We start from the raw sequence: 16957 nt of genomic DNA on the forward strand, positions 1-16957 counted from the left end.
GTGTCCTTCTGGGGGTTGTGCGTGGGTGGGTCAGCGTGTGGTGGAGTCCTCGAACCACACCAGTGCGGTGGACTGTGCGGCATCTGATCCGGCGTCGCCGCCGGTGCCGCTCGACGCGGTGTCCGGTCGGAGACCGAGCGGCTGTGCCGAGGCCGCCAACACCGTCGCGGACGCACCGAGCGCCTGCTGCCGCGTGAAGTCGAGCGCCGGACCGGCGATGCCCGCCGCGGAGTCGAGGTCCAGTGTGGCGAGGGCGTCGGTCACGTCGGAGGGCTCCGTGCTGCCGGCCTTCCCGACCGCGCGGACCAGGGCGACGACGGCGTCGTGGCTCCGGGAGTCCGCTGCTCCGGCCACCGCCGAGAACGGCCGGTCACCCGTCAGGTTCTGGGCGTCGGCATCATCCGCGAGCACCCGGACCCCGCCGAGGAACGCGGACATCGCCCGGCCTTCGGCGTCCGAGGAGAGTGCCCTGGCGTCGTCGGTGGCCACCCCGACGGTGCGGAAGGAGCCGCTCAGGCTGCCGCCGGCATCGACGAGTGCGGCACCGAAGGCCGGACTCGTCGCGTCCGGGGTGAGGACGACGGGCACGGTGACGTCAGCGGCCTGCAGCGCCGCCACCAGGGCACCCTGTCGTTGCGCGGACCCGCTGACGACGACAGCGTCGGAGTCCGGCTCGGCCTTCGGATCAGCGTCCGCGGCCTCGTCCGTGTCGTCGCCTGCATCGGTCGCACCGGTCCGCGAGGCGATGGTCTCGGCGAGCTCCGCGGTGTCAGCGGTGTCGTCGCCGTCGAGGACGTGCGCCACTCGGAGGCCTGCGGGCGCACCTCCGCCGAGGTTGACCAGGAGCGGCGACTCGGCGTCGCCGAGCGCCGTCGTCATGGCGGTGCTGATCGAGTCGGCCGCCGGGGCGGTCGACCAGGAGTCCTTCTCGGCGGCTGCGTAGGGCAGCACGACCGGGACGCCCTCCGCAGCGGCAGCGGTGAGCGCGCCGGAAACGTGTGCGCCCGACGACGCGACGACGATGCCCGCGACGCCGCTCTTCGCCAGGGACGCCACCGCGGTCTTCGCGCCCGCTGCCGTTCCGCCGTCGTTCTTCGTGACGAGGGTGATGTCGGTCCCGCCGAGCGCCAGTCGTCGCTCGGCGACCAGGGCACCCTGCGCCGCTTCGTTCCACTCGGAGCCCTCGCCGTCGCCCAGGGTGACGACGACGCCGATCTTCGTGGCGTCGGGGACGTCCTTGACGGTGATCTCCACGGGCACCGTGGCCGGAACTGCCTCGGCCGGCGTGCTGCTGCCGATCGCCCGGAAGGTCAGGACGGCGGCGACCACCGCGGCGACCAGGAGCACCGCGATGGCGGCGATGATCAGCGGACGACGGTTGCGCGCACGCCCCGCCTCGGTGCCATCGGACTCGTCGATCGGCTGGTCGCTCATCGGTCTGCCCCGATCCGGAAGGTGTACAGCGTGGTCGAGGTCGCGCTGGCCGGCACCTTGAGCTGGAAGGCGGGCAGCGTCGTCGCGGCGTCGAGGGAGGCTCGGAACTGCTCCTGCTGGAGCAGGATTCCGGCGACGTCCTCGGCGCGGACGTTCGCGTACCCTGCGGCGTTCTGCGATGCCAGGGCGAGCTGGTAGTCGGCGGAGTCGGACTTCGCCGCGCTCGTGGCCATCGCGCCGAGGATGCCGGATCCGTTGACCTTGCGGTCGCCGAGGTCGAGCATCACCCGGTTGAGGTCGCCGGTCAGCAGCGTCGAGGCTCCCTGCACGTCGCGCGTCGAGGCGCTCGTGCTCGCGGCGATCTGCTCGAGACTCGAGGCCGTCTGGCGGTCGACTGCGGACGCCAGCTCGGAGCCCTGCTCCTCCAGCGTTCCCCGCTGCTCGTCGATCGTGCCCTTGGAGTCCTTCGTGACCTCGCCCGAAGTGGTCCGGAGCCCGGCGATCGACTTGTCGAAGGCCGAGATGACGGCGTCACGGCTGCCCTTCGCCGTTTCGCTGACCTGCCGCACCTGCTGGTCGATGATCGCCTGGACGTCCTTCTCGGACTGGGTGGACGCTTCGGCGAAGGCCTTGCGCACGGCGTCCTGCAGCTGGGTCTGCTGCGTGCTGATCGCCGTCAGCTGCGTCCCGACGACGGCACTCGACTCCGTTGCCTGCTCGACGAGTTCCTGGAGCTCCTGCGCCGCTCCCTCCACCGAGCCGCCGTCCTTGCGCACCGCACGGCGCACGTCGGCGATGCCGTCGTCGAGCGCGTCGATGTCGTCGGACAACGTCGTGACCGCGCCACCGATGCCGGTCGCGGAGCGGAGGTCGGTCGCCGCGACCACCGCGTCCCACTGCTCCGCCTGGTCGGCGAGGCGGTCGTCCAGCGGGGTGCTGAAGCGTCCGCCGGGCTGGAGCGTGGTGCCTTCTTCGGCGCCGGGGCACGGCGTGGCGGTCAGGTACCCGCGCAGCGCATCCGCCTGCTCGGCATCGAGCTGGTCGGTCGCCGCGAGGGCACAGAGCTGGTCGGCGACCTCACGGTTCTGGGCCTGCATCGAGGTGCTGAACAGACCGTCCCCGGCGTTGCCCACCAGCGCACGCGCTGCGAGCGCCTGCCGGTTCACCGTCGTGACCGCGTCGCGGACGGGGCCGAGGTCGTCCGCGGTCTGGTCGCGGAGGTCCTCCAACGCCTGCAGGGTCCGTGCGACCTCACCGGTGCCGTCACTGCCGAGGGCCTGCACCGCGGTGTCGATCTCACCGAGCTTGGCGCGCAGGGCGTCGGACTGCTCGATCGCCGTGTTCGCGAGCTTGGGGTCGAGCTGGTCGGCGAGCTGCTGCCCCGTGCTGACCAGACCGATCAGCGAGGTGCTCACCGCACGCGACGATTCCCAGAGCGCGCAGGTCAACGAACCACGGGCCTCCTGAGGGGCGCACGTCGCTGCGTCCGGCGACGCCGGACCGACGGCTCCCGCCAGCTGCGCGCTCACCTGCTGCTTGCACGCCTCGCTGGCATCGGCGTAGCCGGTGAGCTGCGCCGATACGCGGAGGAGGTTGCCGTAGACGCTGCCGCCTGCTGACGGGGTCTTCGGCGTCGCCGCACAGCCGTTGCCGTCGAGCACCGTGGCGGGTGCGGTCGCAGAAGTGTCACCGAGCAGGCCATCGAGGCTCGTCGTCGTCTGCTGGAGCTGCTGCAACACCGTCGACTGCGTGGCCTTGACCGTGGTGCCGAGGTCGCCGTTCAGGGAGCCGAGCTGTCCGGACAGCGACTGCATCGTGCTGGCCAGGGAGGAGCTGCTCTCCTTGAGGCGCTCGGCGGTCCTGACGCCGAGGGTCTCCGACGTCGTCTCGAGGTTGGAGCGGACCTCGGTGATGGTGCCGCCGGCGCGTGCCAACACCTCGTTCACCTGCGAGATGAGGTCGATCGTGCGGCGCTGGAGTGCGAGTTCGGAGTCGCTGTCGGATCCGAAGGCCGCGTTGACGACGCCCGTCGAGGACAGGTCCGTCGACAGCCCGGGCTGCGCGGCGACGTCGATGGTCGGTGCGGTGAAGTCCTCGACGTCGGCGACGAGGTGCAGCGTGCTGCTCGCGCCGGAGGTCGGCGGGGCGAGCAAACGGCCCCACTGGACGACCGCGTCACCGTCCTCGTTGGTGCTCACGACCCCGTCGGTCGACGAGCCGGAGTCGGCCGAGTCCGTGACGACGCGGTCCGCGGCGGTCCCCGTCAACACGGTCGACGCCGCGATGCTGAACGGAGCGCCCACGAGCGCCGGGGTCGAGCGAGACGTGCCAGCGACGTCGTAGGTCAGGTTCTCCGACTTCACCGTCAGGTTCTCGATCGTCAGGTCGATCGACACCCGACCCGAGTAGCCGTCGAGGTCGGCGAGGTCCGTGCCGGTCTTCTTCGCCGTCGAGTACTGCGTCGTGATGCGGAGCGGCAGGTCGCTCGCCGCCTTCGCGGGATCGTGCTCGGTCAACGACGACGAGGACTCCTTGCCGGCGACCGAGATCGCGGTGTCGGAGATCGAGGTGATCGAACCGTCCGCGGCGAGGCGCGTGTCGACGGTCTGCAGGACCCGCGAGGGGTCGGACACGGGCTTGTCGTCGGACGTGCAGCCGGCGAGCACCAGCGCAGCGATCCCCGTGACGGCGACCGTCCCCGCGATCCTTCGTTCGGTCCGTCGTGCTCCGGTGTTCCCGGCACGCTGGTTCATCACGGTCTTCCCCCCAAGAGAATCGTCGAGCACGTCGATGCTAGTTGCTGCAGAGCGCCGGTTCCGGGCCAGTCCCCCTTCGGAGCCACCCCCGTTCGGGCCACAAGGCCCTGCCGAAATCCAACATAGAGCATCCACGAGGCCATCCGGCCCCATCCACAGAGCGCTGATACTCTGCACGCATGATCCAGGGGGACCCGGGCGTCGCGCCCTTCGAACGACGGTGCACGAACGCACGAACGGGGGCGGACCGGTGAACATCAACCTATCGCCGGTGCTCATCGCGCTGATCGCCATGATCGTCATCCCGGCCGCCGTCAGCGCGCTCGTCCGTCAGAACGACCGGAAGCGGCCACCGTCCACCGTCGTGGGAGACGAGGCGCACGGCGTGCTCTTCACCGTCCGTGCTCGCCGGTTCAGCTACCTGCTGCTCCGGATCATCGGGATCGTCGTCATCGTCGTCGGCGGGTTCCTATTCCTGGCCACGCTCAGCCTGCTCGACGACCCCGACGCGATCGGGATGCTCATCGCCGGCGTCGGCATGGTGCTGTTCGGGCTCCTGTTCGTCTACCTCGGCGTCGGGCAGAAGCGCCGTCGCGTCGAGGCGTACGACTCGCAACTGGTCGTCACGCCGATGTTCCGTGCCGCGCGGACCGTCGACCCGGCGGCGATCAAGCGCATCCGGCCCACCACCAACCGGTTCGGCGGGCTCGACATCAAGGTGAACGGCCAACGCGGTGTCATCAGCGTCCTGTCGATCGACGCCGCCTATCCCGAGCTCTGCGCATGGCTCGAGCAGCGGGCGCCGGCGCAGTGGGGCGAGTTCGTGGGGGCCTTCGGGCGCTGAGCGGCGCGCTGCTGCTGCACTGGGCAGACGGACCTGTCGCGATCCACACCCCACGCAGCACAAGCGCCCCGCAGTCGGACGTCTCGAAGACGACCTGCGCCGTCGACGAGCCGATGCCCTTCACGAAGTGAGGCGAGCCCGAACTGCTGTGCGCGGAGCTGACGGTGCAGACGACCTGCAGCGGCGCCCTGCGTCGTGCGCCACCAACGTGATCCGCCCGACGAAGAAGCCCAGCAGAGGGATGCCGACGAAGACGACGATCGAAGGCGCGATCCTGTCCTGCCGCACGCACCTTCACGGTGCGAGTTATTCACCCCCTGTGTCGCGCATCGTCACCGGCCGGAAAGTCACCCGGGCTCGCTGACGCCGTACACCTCCGGGGCCAGCGGCACCCACGGCGCATGCTCCCTGACCCAGAACGACGCACCACCGACGGTGAATGCGTACGGGCCGAGGGCACGGTCGTAGCGGCGGGCGAAAGCGTCTTGGTTCCCGAACGAGATCGTCTTCGAATAGGTCAGACGGCCACAATCAGACGTGTCGAACCCCACACCGGCGTAAGAAGCGCCGACGCCCTTCGCGGACCGACTCGACAGTGTGACAGCTTCCGCAGACGTCACCGTGCATGTGACTCGCTCCCGATGCGCGCTGTCGTATGCGTCCATGACGAACAGGCCCGGGAACATGGCGAGCGTGAAGAGGTAGAAGGCGACGATGGTCAGCATCGATGTTGCGTTGCGGACTGGCTTCGGCTTCGTCCGGTGAGTGAGCTTGCTGAAGAATGCCTGGTGCTGGGCCCAAGGCTCGCCGCCGTGCCGATCGAGCCAGGCGTTTAGCACGTCGTAGTGGCGGTGGAACCGGTTCGATTCAAAGCCACGTCGTCCGCGAGCGGTTGCAGCGCTGATGACGTCGTTGCCCTTGCCTGACGCTCGAAAGTGGGCGAGTTCGCCAGGACGGATGGTTCTGGTGCGGCGGAGGTTGATGGTCGCCTCGAGTCGGTCCGGGAACACCTTGACGCGGGTGCGGATCGTGGTCACCGCCAGGAACAGTCCCAGCAGCCCGAAGAACATCAGGAGCGCGCTACACCAGACGCGGGTGAACCACGCGCCACCGAAGACATCGTCCGAGCACGCCAACCACGCTCCTGCGGCGACTACCCCAGTTGACAGCAGCGTCCACGCCACTGGCACCATCCTGTTCCCGCGGACCAGCACCGGCTTGCCGTGAGAAGGTTCCAGCACGTGTTCCCCAGTCATCCTTCGACCGTATCGGGCGACGCCACCGTCGACGCAACGGCTTGCTGGACGCACTACCCATGCGCTCACTGGTGACTCCCTCGTGGAGTGCGCCACCGTCAATCACTGCAGCGAAGGCCGACAGTCAACACCTCACCACCGCGCCAGGTTCCTGCGCCCTCATCAACCCTCTTCTTCGCGAGAAACGCTTCGACGATCTTCAACGCCGCTTCAATGTCCAGCGTGAGGCCTCGAGGCACGGGAGCAGAAACGTTTCCCATGGCGATCTCGACAACATCCGACGCATCAACCGGGCCACCGAGGGGAAGCTCCCACCGCTCTTCATCGGTTGCGTCCTCAGTCCTGAACACGATGATTTCCCGTGCGGCATCACCACAGATGTTGATCAGACGATCTCGGTCGATGACGATGACGATGACCAATGTTCGTTCACGGCCGTCGAGGCCACGAACCTTCGCCTCCACTTGAGCCACAGTCGGGGAGTTCTGCACGTATCCCCGGCCGCGCACCCACCACTGCAGCGCAGGTCGGCGAGGCTCGGTCACGACCAGGGAGTCCCCTATCGACGTACCGCCGGGCCAGTGCCCCGAGGGTCCAACCAGCGATGAGGCTCATGAACCAGGTCTGGATCGACAGCTGCGCGCCGACGAGCAAGAACTTGGTTGCAAGGGGCCCTCCGAAGAACGCGACCGCAAGGCCAACCATTGCCCACCCCGAGCCGAGGAACCCCAGCAGGCCGGCAACGGTGACGGCGAGCAGCACATTCGCCAAGACGACCGGAAACGTCAGCTGCTGCAATCCGAAGAAGAACGCGAGCGCGGTCGTGAGGGCGATCAGCGCGATGTTACCGAAGACGCCCACTCGAGTTAGCGGGCGATAACGGCGCATTCGACTGCTCGATTCAACATCACCGACCCTCGAGTACAACCGGTGACTTGCCGCCGCCGCTTGCCGAGCGCTCTTCTGGCGACGCTTGCGGAGCAGCCCCCGGGAAGGAACAAGGGCTGTACCTTCACTGGCGCCGAACAGGACTCACTACTCGACGATGCTGCACGTCGGACGGTCAGAGCGCCACTGAACACGAGCCGAGCTTAGTCCTGAGCTACGTAGGACTGCACGATCACCGGCGTCCGGAAAGTGTGGAGCGTTTCCCGCCATTTGAATGACCCAGCCCCGACGCGGAACTGCACCCGGCCGGCGGAGCTCAACTCGTCCGCGATCTCCTGCTTGTTCTGCTCAGTCACTCCGCGCCTCAGCACCAGGGGGCCACAATCCTTCGTGTCGACTTCAACCTGATCGAAGAGGGCGCCGGCACCCCTCGAGGAAGTCGAGCCGCCTGACGAGGCCTCGGCTTTCTGGACTTCGCAAGTCTCGTCGATCTGGTGCGATCTGTCATATGCCTTGAACAGCTGCCCGCCACCGACTATGCCGATCGTGACGAAAATCGCAAGACCGAGAACGGAAACAACGAGAATGTTTCCTCTTTTTCGTCTCCTCCGCAGAGCATCAGCACTCCGAGCTTCTTGTTCCAATTACTGCCCCTTTTCCGTCTACCCGGCTACTCGCCTCGGCCTCGAGCACCGCTGCCTTTCTACACCAGAGAACACGGCGTTTTCCGATCCTTGCACGGGCCCGTCACCTCCGGGCAGCGCCCATTCTTTTAGGCCACCAACGGAAAGAATCACCAGGCAATCACTAGGCCAAACGATGTCCGCAACTCGTCGGTTGTCCTTTCCGCGGCACTCAGCAACGTTCTTGCAGAAAGCTATCAATGCACTTCCGTGAAGCTGTAAATCGTTGGGGCCACTTTCAACAGCTTGAGCCCCGAGCGCAGATTCCATGAGCCCGCACCGACTTCGAACCGCTAATCTGCACCGGCGGTGACCACGGAAGCTATTCGCTTCATGCTCGATCTATCAGCGCCTTCAAGGTAGAGAAGGTTGCCACAGTCGGTATGGAAGGCAACTTGCGATTCCGACCCCCCTGCGCCTTTTGCGGATCGTGAAGACGCGATACTCGCCTCCGCAGATCGGACCTTGCAAACGACTTCGGTGCGATGCCCGTCGTCGTACCACCCTAGAATCGACGGGCCGAACCCGAAGACTATGACCGGGACACCGATCACCAGAAAAAGAATGGCCACGGCGCTCAGGCGTTCCTTTCGGATCCGGGCCCGACTCTTTGGTGCACGGGTGGCTCCGGCCGGCGCGCGGCCTTGCTCAGGAACGCTCACGCGAAGACTCTATCCTCGGTGTCGAGCACGGAAGCCAGGATGCAATCACCTTGCACTCTTCGCCAGCTCCATCCCGTACGTTTCGGGCGACACATGCAAGAGACGCAATGTCGAACGAAGGTCGAAAGACCCCCTTCCCGACACTGAACATGTAATATCTATCAATCTCAACAGCGTCGGCTATTTTCTGCATATTGTCGCGCGACACTCCACGTTTGAGAATGAGTTTACCGCAGCTCGTGCCGATCACCACCTGCCGATCGAAGCTTCCGACACCGTTGGCCGCCTGGCTCGACGCAACATCGGCCCGTGCGGAGGTGGCGACACAGCGAACTTCGATCATGTGATGAAGGTCGTACGATTTGAGAGTCGACACCCCGACCCCGAAGAGCATCACAGGGCCACCGGCAATCAACGCCAACACAACGATCGCTGTGACCCGACCTCGCACAACTCGACGACGGCGCTGAACACCGGGATCTTCGGCCCCGTTCGAGATCTTGTCACACACCCTCTCTCGCGATCAAAAATGAACCTGCTCAGCAGCACTCCTACAAAGCAGCCATTGGATGCTGCAACTCATCGCTCATACTCAAAGGCTGTCGGATACCGATTTATCACCTGGAGCGCACCTCGGAACCACCAGGAAGATGCGCCTACCGAGAACTGGAACGTCCCACCTCCGGACAAATCCCGCGCAACGCGCTCCTGTGAAGACTTTCTCACCCCCTGCAAGATGAGAACGCCGCAGTCTTCTGTCTCCACCTTCACGTAGGAGAACGGTGCCCCCAATCCAGTGCGGCTCCCCGTTGACCCCGCGTAGACCTCTGCGCTAGAGGCGCTGCACGGCATGGTTTTCCGGTGCGTTTCGTCGTACGCGCTCATCCAATATGGCCATACCAGCAGCACTACTAGCGAGGCCACGACGCCGAAAGCCCAGACGCCCAGGATGATCCACGCCCTTCGATTCCCCTTCTTCGGGGGCTCCGGCGCGGCGGCTGACTCGCTCAATCAGTACACCTCTCGTCATGGAGCGACGTAGGGCCAAAACCATCACGGGAACGTACGAGTTTCCTTCAGCAGCGCGTGGAGGCAGGCTTCAAAGGCCTTGGTCGCAGGCACATCGCCGGTCCCGTCTGGCTTGGTCACGTAGAGATCGCTCATCCCTCCTGCTCCCGTATTCGCCGCTGAATAGATCGTGCGATAGATACGCCTCCGCCCAAGCATGCTCTCTTCCGCACTCAATGCGTCGGCATGCTGCAGGTAGAAGGATTGTGCTGAATGCAGATCCATGCGCCCTAAGAATGCGGCCATTTGTCGACTTAGAGTCACTACCCTGTCGCGCCGATCACTTCTTCTTGACATCATCCATCCTTCTACGGAGCCAAGGGCCAGCTCTTGATGACATCGGCATGGGACCATCCGTCTGGAACATATGTCTGATTTCCCCCGCCGCGGTACACAGAACCGTTCAAATCACGCTGAGGTGCTGCGAATCCTCGATACGCAGGCATCTTCTGGTCGAATCGCGCCGTAAACCCCGAGTTTTGTTTTGAATCGTTTCCGTCCGGCCATGTCTCTGGAAGCGCCTTCTCACTCCGGACCTTCTCAATGCCTGTTGGCGCATCCGTCGACCACCAGTTCCCGGTGTGACGGCCGTCGATGTCACCCGACCGGTGTAGCACGGTGCTCTCATCAACGTGACCCATGTGGTAAGACCATCCGACGAACTTCTTCGTGTCGTCAAAGTCGAGCCACTTCGGCCCTCCAGCAGTCGCACCTCCTGTAGCTGCGCCGACGACTGCGGAAGAAGCCATCGCCCCGAGCGCACCGGTGACCGTGTGCGGCCCCGGCGAGGTCGCATGGTCCGCAAGTCCTGTCGCGCCTCCTTCAGTCGCTCCGGAACCGGCGCCGGCGGCCGCCCGCTTGAGTATCCCTGACCCGAGGCGCCGGGTGAGCGCGGCGCCGGTTCCGCCACCGATCATGCCCGTCACAGCGCCGATCGCAGTCTCCTTGCCGACCTCCCCCCAGTCGACGCGTCCGGTCGTCGCCTTCTGGGACGCGACCGAGATGCCGCCACTCATCAGAGCACCGGATGCTCCGAGCAGCGCCAAGCCTGCAACACCACCCATCAACGATCTCCTTAGCCTTTGATGTCGACCGCGTCATTGGCACGATTTACACCACCCAAGTAGATGAGTTCCTCACAATTCGCGCGAGCGGCAGGTGAATCGGACCCAGAGGTCATGCTCTCACCGTTGACCACCAGCTGACCACTCGTCAGTCCACAAAGGTCATCGAGCGTTCCGTCGCGTTGCTTCGGAGAAACTCAGTACGAGCGCCCCTAACCCGCTCCGAAACGGCCAAGAATCTGAGACGAGGCGAGCAGCCTCCGTAACGTGAATTACGTACGCGTCACTGGTTGACTGGTGCTCGGCCGCGCGGAGGAGAACAGAACGCACGGCGCCGATCTCCTCAGATGAGGCGGCATCGTCGGGGCCCCGCTCCTCCAGCGCTTCAATGAGATCTGAAATAGTCACGCTCACTCCATTCTCTGCAGGACGCTCGGGTCGGGCACGTACATCTGGCGCCCCCCTCCGGGATAACCGAAGTTGGGACCGACCTGACCCGAGAGGTACTTCTGCCCCTCAGGAATCTGCCACTGCGCGAGGCGCTCCATGGTATTTACCTGCGGCAGTGCCAACTCGCTCCTAGTTGCTGGGAGCGTCGGAGTGAGGTACCGCCCGGCTGCTTGCGCCTCTCCTCCGTAGTGGCGAAGACCGTACACACTTGAGTCTGCAGTCTGGAGAGACACCGTTCCCGGCGAGAACGACTGCAGCGCCTCGACTCGGTATTGGCGGGGCACTCCCTGCTCCTGAAGCCATTGTGACGCTTCCCGCACGCCCTGGTACGGATTCGGGCTGAGGTCACCGAGGCGCTGGGTAGGCCCGCGACCGCCGAGCGGCACGAGGCCAGTGGCCGACGATTCCGCCGTTGCTCTGAGCAAGCCGTTGACCGTGTGCGGCCCCGGTGTGGCCGCGTAACTTCCGGCACCGTTCGCGCCGCTCTCCGCGACATTGCTTACGATGCCCTTGACGAGCGCCGATCCGCCGGCTCTTGCGACAGCTGCCCCAGCACCAGCTCCTACCGCACCGCCGACCGCTCCGATAGCAGTATCGACGCCGACGCGTCCCCAGTCGACCTCGCCGGTGGAGGCCTTTTGCGTCGCCACAGAGATTCCACCGGACATCAGGGCCCCGGAAGCCGCCAGGAGCGCGATGCCCGCCGGTCCGCCGACCCCGGTGCACATGAGCGCGATGCCGCCGACAATCGCCGCCCCCGCGACGACGTACTCCCAGTTGTCGTTCCACCAGTTCCCGACGGCAGCGATCGCCCCCTGGTGCGCATCCCGGTACGCCTGCAAGTCCTTGTCCGTCGCTGGCCGCAACCCGAGCGGGTCGACGGCCTGCAACGGATCGTTGCCCGCGTACGAGTACGGGTTCCCCGACCACGCGGCACCCAGGATCGGAGCCAGCGGATCAACCGACAGGAAGCCCCGCGCCGCAGGGTCGTACACGCGGGCCCCGAGCCACTCCAGCCCCGCGACGGACACCCCGCCCGAGCCGGTCAGGGACACCCCAGCGGGCAGCCCGACGTCGGTGACGGCAGCGAGCGCAGCCCACGGATCCGCAGCATCGGTCGCGCGTGCACTGCGCCAAGCGGGCTCGGTGACGGCATCGCCGATCGCGGTGACACCGCCCGGCAGGTCGAGCACCGACGTGTCGGCAATGCTGATGAGTGACGGCACGACCGCGGCGGAGTCCCACCACGCGGCGACCCCACCCACCTCGGCGAGCTCACCGAGCGCGTCGACCCAGACGTCGAGCCGACCGGTCTCGGCGTACGAGGCGTCGCGGTCGACGACGGCAGCGAGGTACCCCAGGTCGGACCACGCGTACTCGGTGGTCGACCCGTCGGCGGCGGTCCGCCGGATGCGTCGGCCGAGACCGTCGTGGACGTACTCGGTGCGGCCGGCCTCGGTGATCGTCGCGACCAGCTGACCGGCAGCGTCGTACTCGTGGCGCGTCTCGACACCGCCGACGGTCTCGGCGACGAGTCGCCCACCGTCGTCGTAGGCCCACGTCGAGCCCCCGGCGCGCACGAGCTGCCCGGCGGCGTCGTACTCGTACGATACCGCCCCGGACGGTCCGTCGACCGCGGTGATCCGCGCGTCGGCATCGCGCTCGATCCGCGTGCTGGTGGCACCGTCGATCGTGGTCGAGGTGTGCGCGACGAGGGCGCCTCCCTGGTACGACCACGACTGCACCAGGTCGCCCGTGGCTGCCTGGACGATACGGCCCGAGGCGTCGTAGGAGAACGTGCCGGCAGCGGTGCCGTCACGGTCCACCCCGACGACGCGGCCGACGGCGTCGCGACGGTAGGTGGTGCGGGTGCCGTTCGGGTCGACCCGGGCAGTGCGGTTGCCGTCGGCGTCGTACTCCCACGCGACGGACTGGTCGCCTCGGGCACGGCGGACGAGCAGGCCGCGGCGGTCGTGCTGGAGCTCGTGCTCGATCGTCCGGCCTGCACCACGGGTGTGGTCCGACACGACGACCGTGCGGTGGACGGCATCGCGGGTGATCTCCGACTGCACCGCACCGTCGACGAGCACGGCCTGCTGGCGGCCGGCTGCGTCGTACGTCCACTCGGTGGTGCGGCCGTCGGGATCCGTCTGCCGGATCTGGCGCCCGGCCGGGTCGTAGGCCGCCGTGGTCGTCCGTCCGAGCGGATCGGTGACGGCGACCACGTGGTCGGCGGCGTCGTACTCCCGTCGAGTGGTGCCGCCGGCAGGGTCGGTGATCGTCACCAGGCGCCCGCGCTCGTCGTACTCGAACGAGGTGACCCCGTCGAGACCGTTGACGACCTGGATCAGCTGCCCCGCGGCGTCGTAGCGGAACCGACGACGGCCGAAGCGTGCGTCGTGGCTGGAGACGAGCCTCCCGGCAAGGTCGTAGCGGAACCGTGCGGTGCCGGCACCCGGAGTCGTCTGCGTGACCACGCGTCCGACGGCGTCGTACGTGATCTCCTCGACCTCGCCGGTGGGCAGGGTCCGGGCCACGACACGGGAGTCCGCGTCGTAGGTGAGCGTCGTCCGCGCCCCCGCGGCATCGGTGGCTGCGGCGGGACGCCCGCAGGCGTCGTACTCGTACGTGGAGCGCGCGCCCGAGGGGGCGACCAGCGCGACGACTCGACCGGCGAGGTCACGCTCGAGCCGGGTCAGTCCGCCTTCGCCGTCGACGAGTTCGACGGGCCGGCCGGCGGCGTCGTACGTGACGAGTTCGGAACCGGTCTCGTCAGACGTGGACTCGACGGGTCGGCCGTACTCGTCGAACCGGACGGTCGCGGTGTCGAAGGCGTCGCGCAGCGTCGCGACACCGGTCGCGACGTCGTCCGAGAACTCCTGGCGGACACCCGTCGGGTCGACGGTCGCCGTCAGCTCGCCGACGACGTCGTACTCACGTCGCCAGGTCGCGCCGGCGGGGTCGGTGACGGCCTGGAGGCGCGACAAGGCGTCGTGCGCGAACGTCCAGACCGCGCCGCCCGGCAACGCGAGCTCCGCCAGGTTCCCCTGGTCGTCGAACGTCCGTGAGACACGGCGACGCAGCGGGTCGGTCGTGGTCGCGAGTTCGCCGTTCGGGGCGTACTCGAGCGTCGTCCGCGCTCCGAGTGGGTCCGTGATCGCGGCGATCCGTGCTCCGGCGGCGTACTCGAAACGCCAGACGGCTCCGTCGGCGTCACGTCGTTCGATCAGGAGCCCGGCGGCGTCGTAGCGGTACTCGCTCCGTGCGCCGGAGGGGCTGGTCGCGGCGACCGGGTGACCGGCGGCATCGCGCTCGATCCGAGCGGTGTCGCCGACCGCGTTGGTGGTCGAGACGAGCTCACCGAACGCGTCGTAGGAGAGCGTCAGGACCACGCCGGTCGGGTCGACGACGTGGGTGAGGGAGCCGTCCTGCCAGGTCAGCTCCGTCCGGCCGCCGACGGGGTCGACGATGACCGACGGGTCACGGTCGTCGCCCACGTACTCGTAGCTCACGACGGCACCGGCCTCGGTGACGACCGTCGTGACGCGGTCCTGGTCGTCGTACCCGTAGGTCAGGTCGCCGCCGGACGGCGTAACGGTCCGGGTCTTCCGGCCGCGGTCGTCGTACGCGTGGACGGTCACCGACCCGTCGCGCTCGGTCGCCGACACGAGGTTGCCGTGCCGGTCGTAGCTCATCGACTGGCGTCGGTCGTCGGAGTCGATGACCCCGACCAGACGCCCCTTGGCGTCGGCGATGTAGGAGTTCGACCGCGAGCCGTCGTGGTCGGACACCACCGTGACGCGGCCGGGCAGGTACGCGAAGCGCACGGTGCGGCCGTGCGGGCTGATCTGTTCGACCACGCGGCGTTGCGCGTCGTAGGTGTTGTCGACCTCGACGACACCGGCCGCACTCGTGACCGTCGTGATCAGGTCGTCGTCGTTCCAGCCGTACGTCCGGGAGCCGACGGCATCGGTCACCGAGACGAGTCGGCCGTGATCGTCGTACCCGTACTCGACCCGGCGGCCGTCAGAGGCGCGGAGCACCGCCACCCGGCCGTCGACGTGGTCGATGTCGATCGAGCGACCGCGCTCGTGCACCAGGCGCACGACGACGTCGTCGGCGTCCCGCTCGACGCGGACCGCGGTGCCGGCACCGCCGCGCTGTCCGAGCCACAGCCCGGACGGCGAGAAGTCGATGCGCTCACCCTGGTTGTCGCGGACGACGAGCCGGTCGCCCTCGGTCGCGAGCCAGCGGTTCTCGCCGACGCCGCGGGCCCAGCCCTCGCCGTTGCGCGGGAAGCGCACCTGGCGACCGTCGGCGCCGACGAACGACGCGCCTTCGTCGTCGAGGATCAGGCGGGTCTCGAGGATCGACGCCCATCCCGGTCCGAAGAGCCCGACGTGCTGGTCGAGGGAGTTGTACATGCGGGTCACCTGCAACGCCGCAGATGCACCCGTGAACGCCAGGTCGAGCTCCGGCTCGAGGAAGTTGCCCGTCGTGGTGTTCACCGGGTCCATCGAGAAGCCGGTGGTGGGCTGGGCGCCGTAGGCCGTCGGCGGCTCGAACTGCAGGTCGGTGCGGGTCTGCGAGACCCCGGCCGCGGCGAGCGCGGCTGCGAGCCCGGAGTCCGCGACGGTCGAGACCTCGCCCTCGCCGCCGGCGGCCGCGAACGCGTCGGCGACGGTGTTGGCCCAGGTGACGTCCTGGTCGTTCGCCGCGATCCACTGCTCGAACGCCGTCACGACGCTGCCGGCGTCGATGTGCGCCCACGAGCACTTCGCGGCGAAGTCGGCGAGCTTGCCGCGGAGCGCCCCGGGCTTGCCGTCGAGGGCGCGGTTCAGCGCCGAGGAACCGGTCGCGAACGAGCGGAGGTCAGCGGGCCGGGCGGACGACGTGCCGCCTCCGCCCCCACCGCCTGCTCCGGGGTTCGGGGTGTCACGGGGCTTCGTCGTGACCGCCGGCGGGTCGAACTTCGGCGCCGGTTCGTTCTCGACGGTCGGCATCGGGTCGTAGTGGACCGTGTCGTTGAGGAAGTCCTGGAAGCCGTTGCGGCCGTCCTCACGCTCCTGCCACTCGCGGGCGGTCTTGCGTCGCGCACGTTCGTCAGCGGCGGCGGCCTTCATGGTGTCGATCCACCCGGCGATGGTCTCGAGGGCGTCGACGATGTTGGTGGCGTCGCTCGATGCCGTCCCCGCGTTCTGCGTGAAGAGCTGCGAGAAGTGCCCGCGGAACTCCTGGGAGGCGGTCGTCACATACGACTGCCTCGACGCCTTCTGTCCGCTGATCGCGTCAGCCGACGCGGTCAGCGAGCTCTTGAGCGCATCCGCGGTGGCATCGTCGAACTCGATCGGATCCGTGTTGGCGTGGATCTTCGCCATGGTCGTCCCCCCAGGGTCGGTGCTGGTCGTGCTGATCGTGCTGGTGAAGCGGCCCCACCGACCGCGAACGCCCGGACCGCCGCGTGTGCGACGGTCCGGGCGGGAACAGGCTGGTGCTTACGCGCCGCCACCTGCGGTGAAGATGTCCTGCGAGATCTTGTCGAGCTGCGTGCGGAGCTGCTCGAGCTCGGTCTTCGCCTTGTCGAGGGCGGCCTTGGTCTCCGGCCAGGTCGACCCACGGAACGTCGCCGCGAGCGGGCCGTCCCAGACGTTCGAGTCGGAGAGGATCCGGCCCTGGGCGTCGAGCTGGGAGATCTGGTCGGTGAAACCACCGTTGACGATCGACTGGACCTGACGGATGGCGGTCTTGGCCTGCTCGGTCGAAAGGACACGCGACATGATGAACCTCTTTCATTCGTAGCTGCACCCCCGCGCAGTGGAATCCCCCCGGAGGCTCTGACACGGCCCACCATA

10 protein-coding genes are annotated in these 16957 nt (G+C 67.5%); 1 reads left to right on the top strand and 9 read right to left on the bottom strand.

Going from position 1 to position 16957, the window contains the following annotated elements:
* Nucleotides 1-30: 30 nt before the first annotated feature.
* Both KK097_RS07915 and KK097_RS07920 read right to left on the bottom strand, forming a co-directional pair.
* Nucleotides 31-1434: an ABC transporter substrate-binding protein gene (locus KK097_RS07915; protein ID WP_214544272.1), complete on the bottom strand. Its 1404-nt coding sequence runs from the start codon at nucleotides 1432-1434 to the stop codon at nucleotides 31-33.
* Complete coding sequence (locus tag KK097_RS07920) at nucleotides 1431-4220, bottom strand: hypothetical protein (RefSeq protein ID WP_214544273.1); 2790 nt, start codon at nucleotides 4218-4220, stop codon at nucleotides 1431-1433. The genes KK097_RS07915 and KK097_RS07920 overlap by 4 nt, the downstream gene beginning before the upstream one ends.
* Nucleotides 4221-4410: 190 nt before the next feature.
* On the opposite strand from KK097_RS07920, the gene KK097_RS07925 reads away from it, so the two are divergent.
* Nucleotides 4411-5034: a hypothetical protein gene (locus tag KK097_RS07925; RefSeq protein ID WP_214544274.1), complete on the top strand. Its 624-nt coding sequence runs from the start codon at nucleotides 4411-4413 to the stop codon at nucleotides 5032-5034.
* 347 nt (nucleotides 5035-5381) lie between these two features.
* Here KK097_RS07925 and KK097_RS07930 read toward each other — a convergent pair whose 3' ends face one another.
* The 7 genes from KK097_RS07930 to KK097_RS07960 all read right to left on the bottom strand — a co-directional run bounded on the left by KK097_RS07930 (nucleotide 5382) and on the right by KK097_RS07960 (nucleotide 16882).
* Nucleotides 5382-6290, bottom strand: coding sequence for a hypothetical protein (locus tag KK097_RS07930; protein WP_214544275.1), 909 nt, complete (start codon nucleotides 6288-6290; stop codon nucleotides 5382-5384).
* A 98-nt stretch (nucleotides 6291-6388) separates the two neighbouring features.
* Complete coding sequence (locus KK097_RS07935) at nucleotides 6389-6835, bottom strand: Imm1 family immunity protein (protein ID WP_214544276.1); 447 nt, start codon at nucleotides 6833-6835, stop codon at nucleotides 6389-6391.
* Nucleotides 6836-7381: 546 nt separating this feature from the next.
* Nucleotides 7382-7822, bottom strand: a complete 441-nt coding sequence (locus KK097_RS07940) for a hypothetical protein (protein WP_214544277.1) — start codon at nucleotides 7820-7822, stop codon at nucleotides 7382-7384.
* 1754 nt (nucleotides 7823-9576) lie between these two features.
* Entirely contained in the window at nucleotides 9577-9816 is a 240-nt protein-coding gene (locus KK097_RS07945) for a hypothetical protein (RefSeq protein ID WP_214544278.1), read from the bottom strand.
* A gap of 83 nt (nucleotides 9817-9899) precedes the next feature.
* The gene (locus KK097_RS07950; protein ID WP_214544279.1) at nucleotides 9900-10607 is read right to left on the bottom strand and encodes a hypothetical protein; all 708 of its coding nucleotides are present in this window, start codon (nucleotides 10605-10607) and stop codon (nucleotides 9900-9902) included.
* 458 nt (nucleotides 10608-11065) lie between these two features.
* Nucleotides 11066-16483 (bottom strand): DUF6531 domain-containing protein, encoded by a 5418-nt coding sequence (locus KK097_RS07955; protein ID WP_214544280.1) that lies wholly within the window; start codon nucleotides 16481-16483, stop codon nucleotides 11066-11068.
* Between the two features lie 117 nt (nucleotides 16484-16600).
* The gene (locus KK097_RS07960) at nucleotides 16601-16882 is read right to left on the bottom strand and encodes a hypothetical protein (protein WP_017888088.1); all 282 of its coding nucleotides are present in this window, start codon (nucleotides 16880-16882) and stop codon (nucleotides 16601-16603) included.
* Nucleotides 16883-16957: the final 75 nt, after the last annotated feature.

It is taken from the genome of Curtobacterium flaccumfaciens, assembly GCF_018598405.1.
Taxonomy (GTDB): Bacteria; Actinomycetota; Actinomycetes; order Actinomycetales; family Microbacteriaceae; genus Curtobacterium; species Curtobacterium aurantiacum.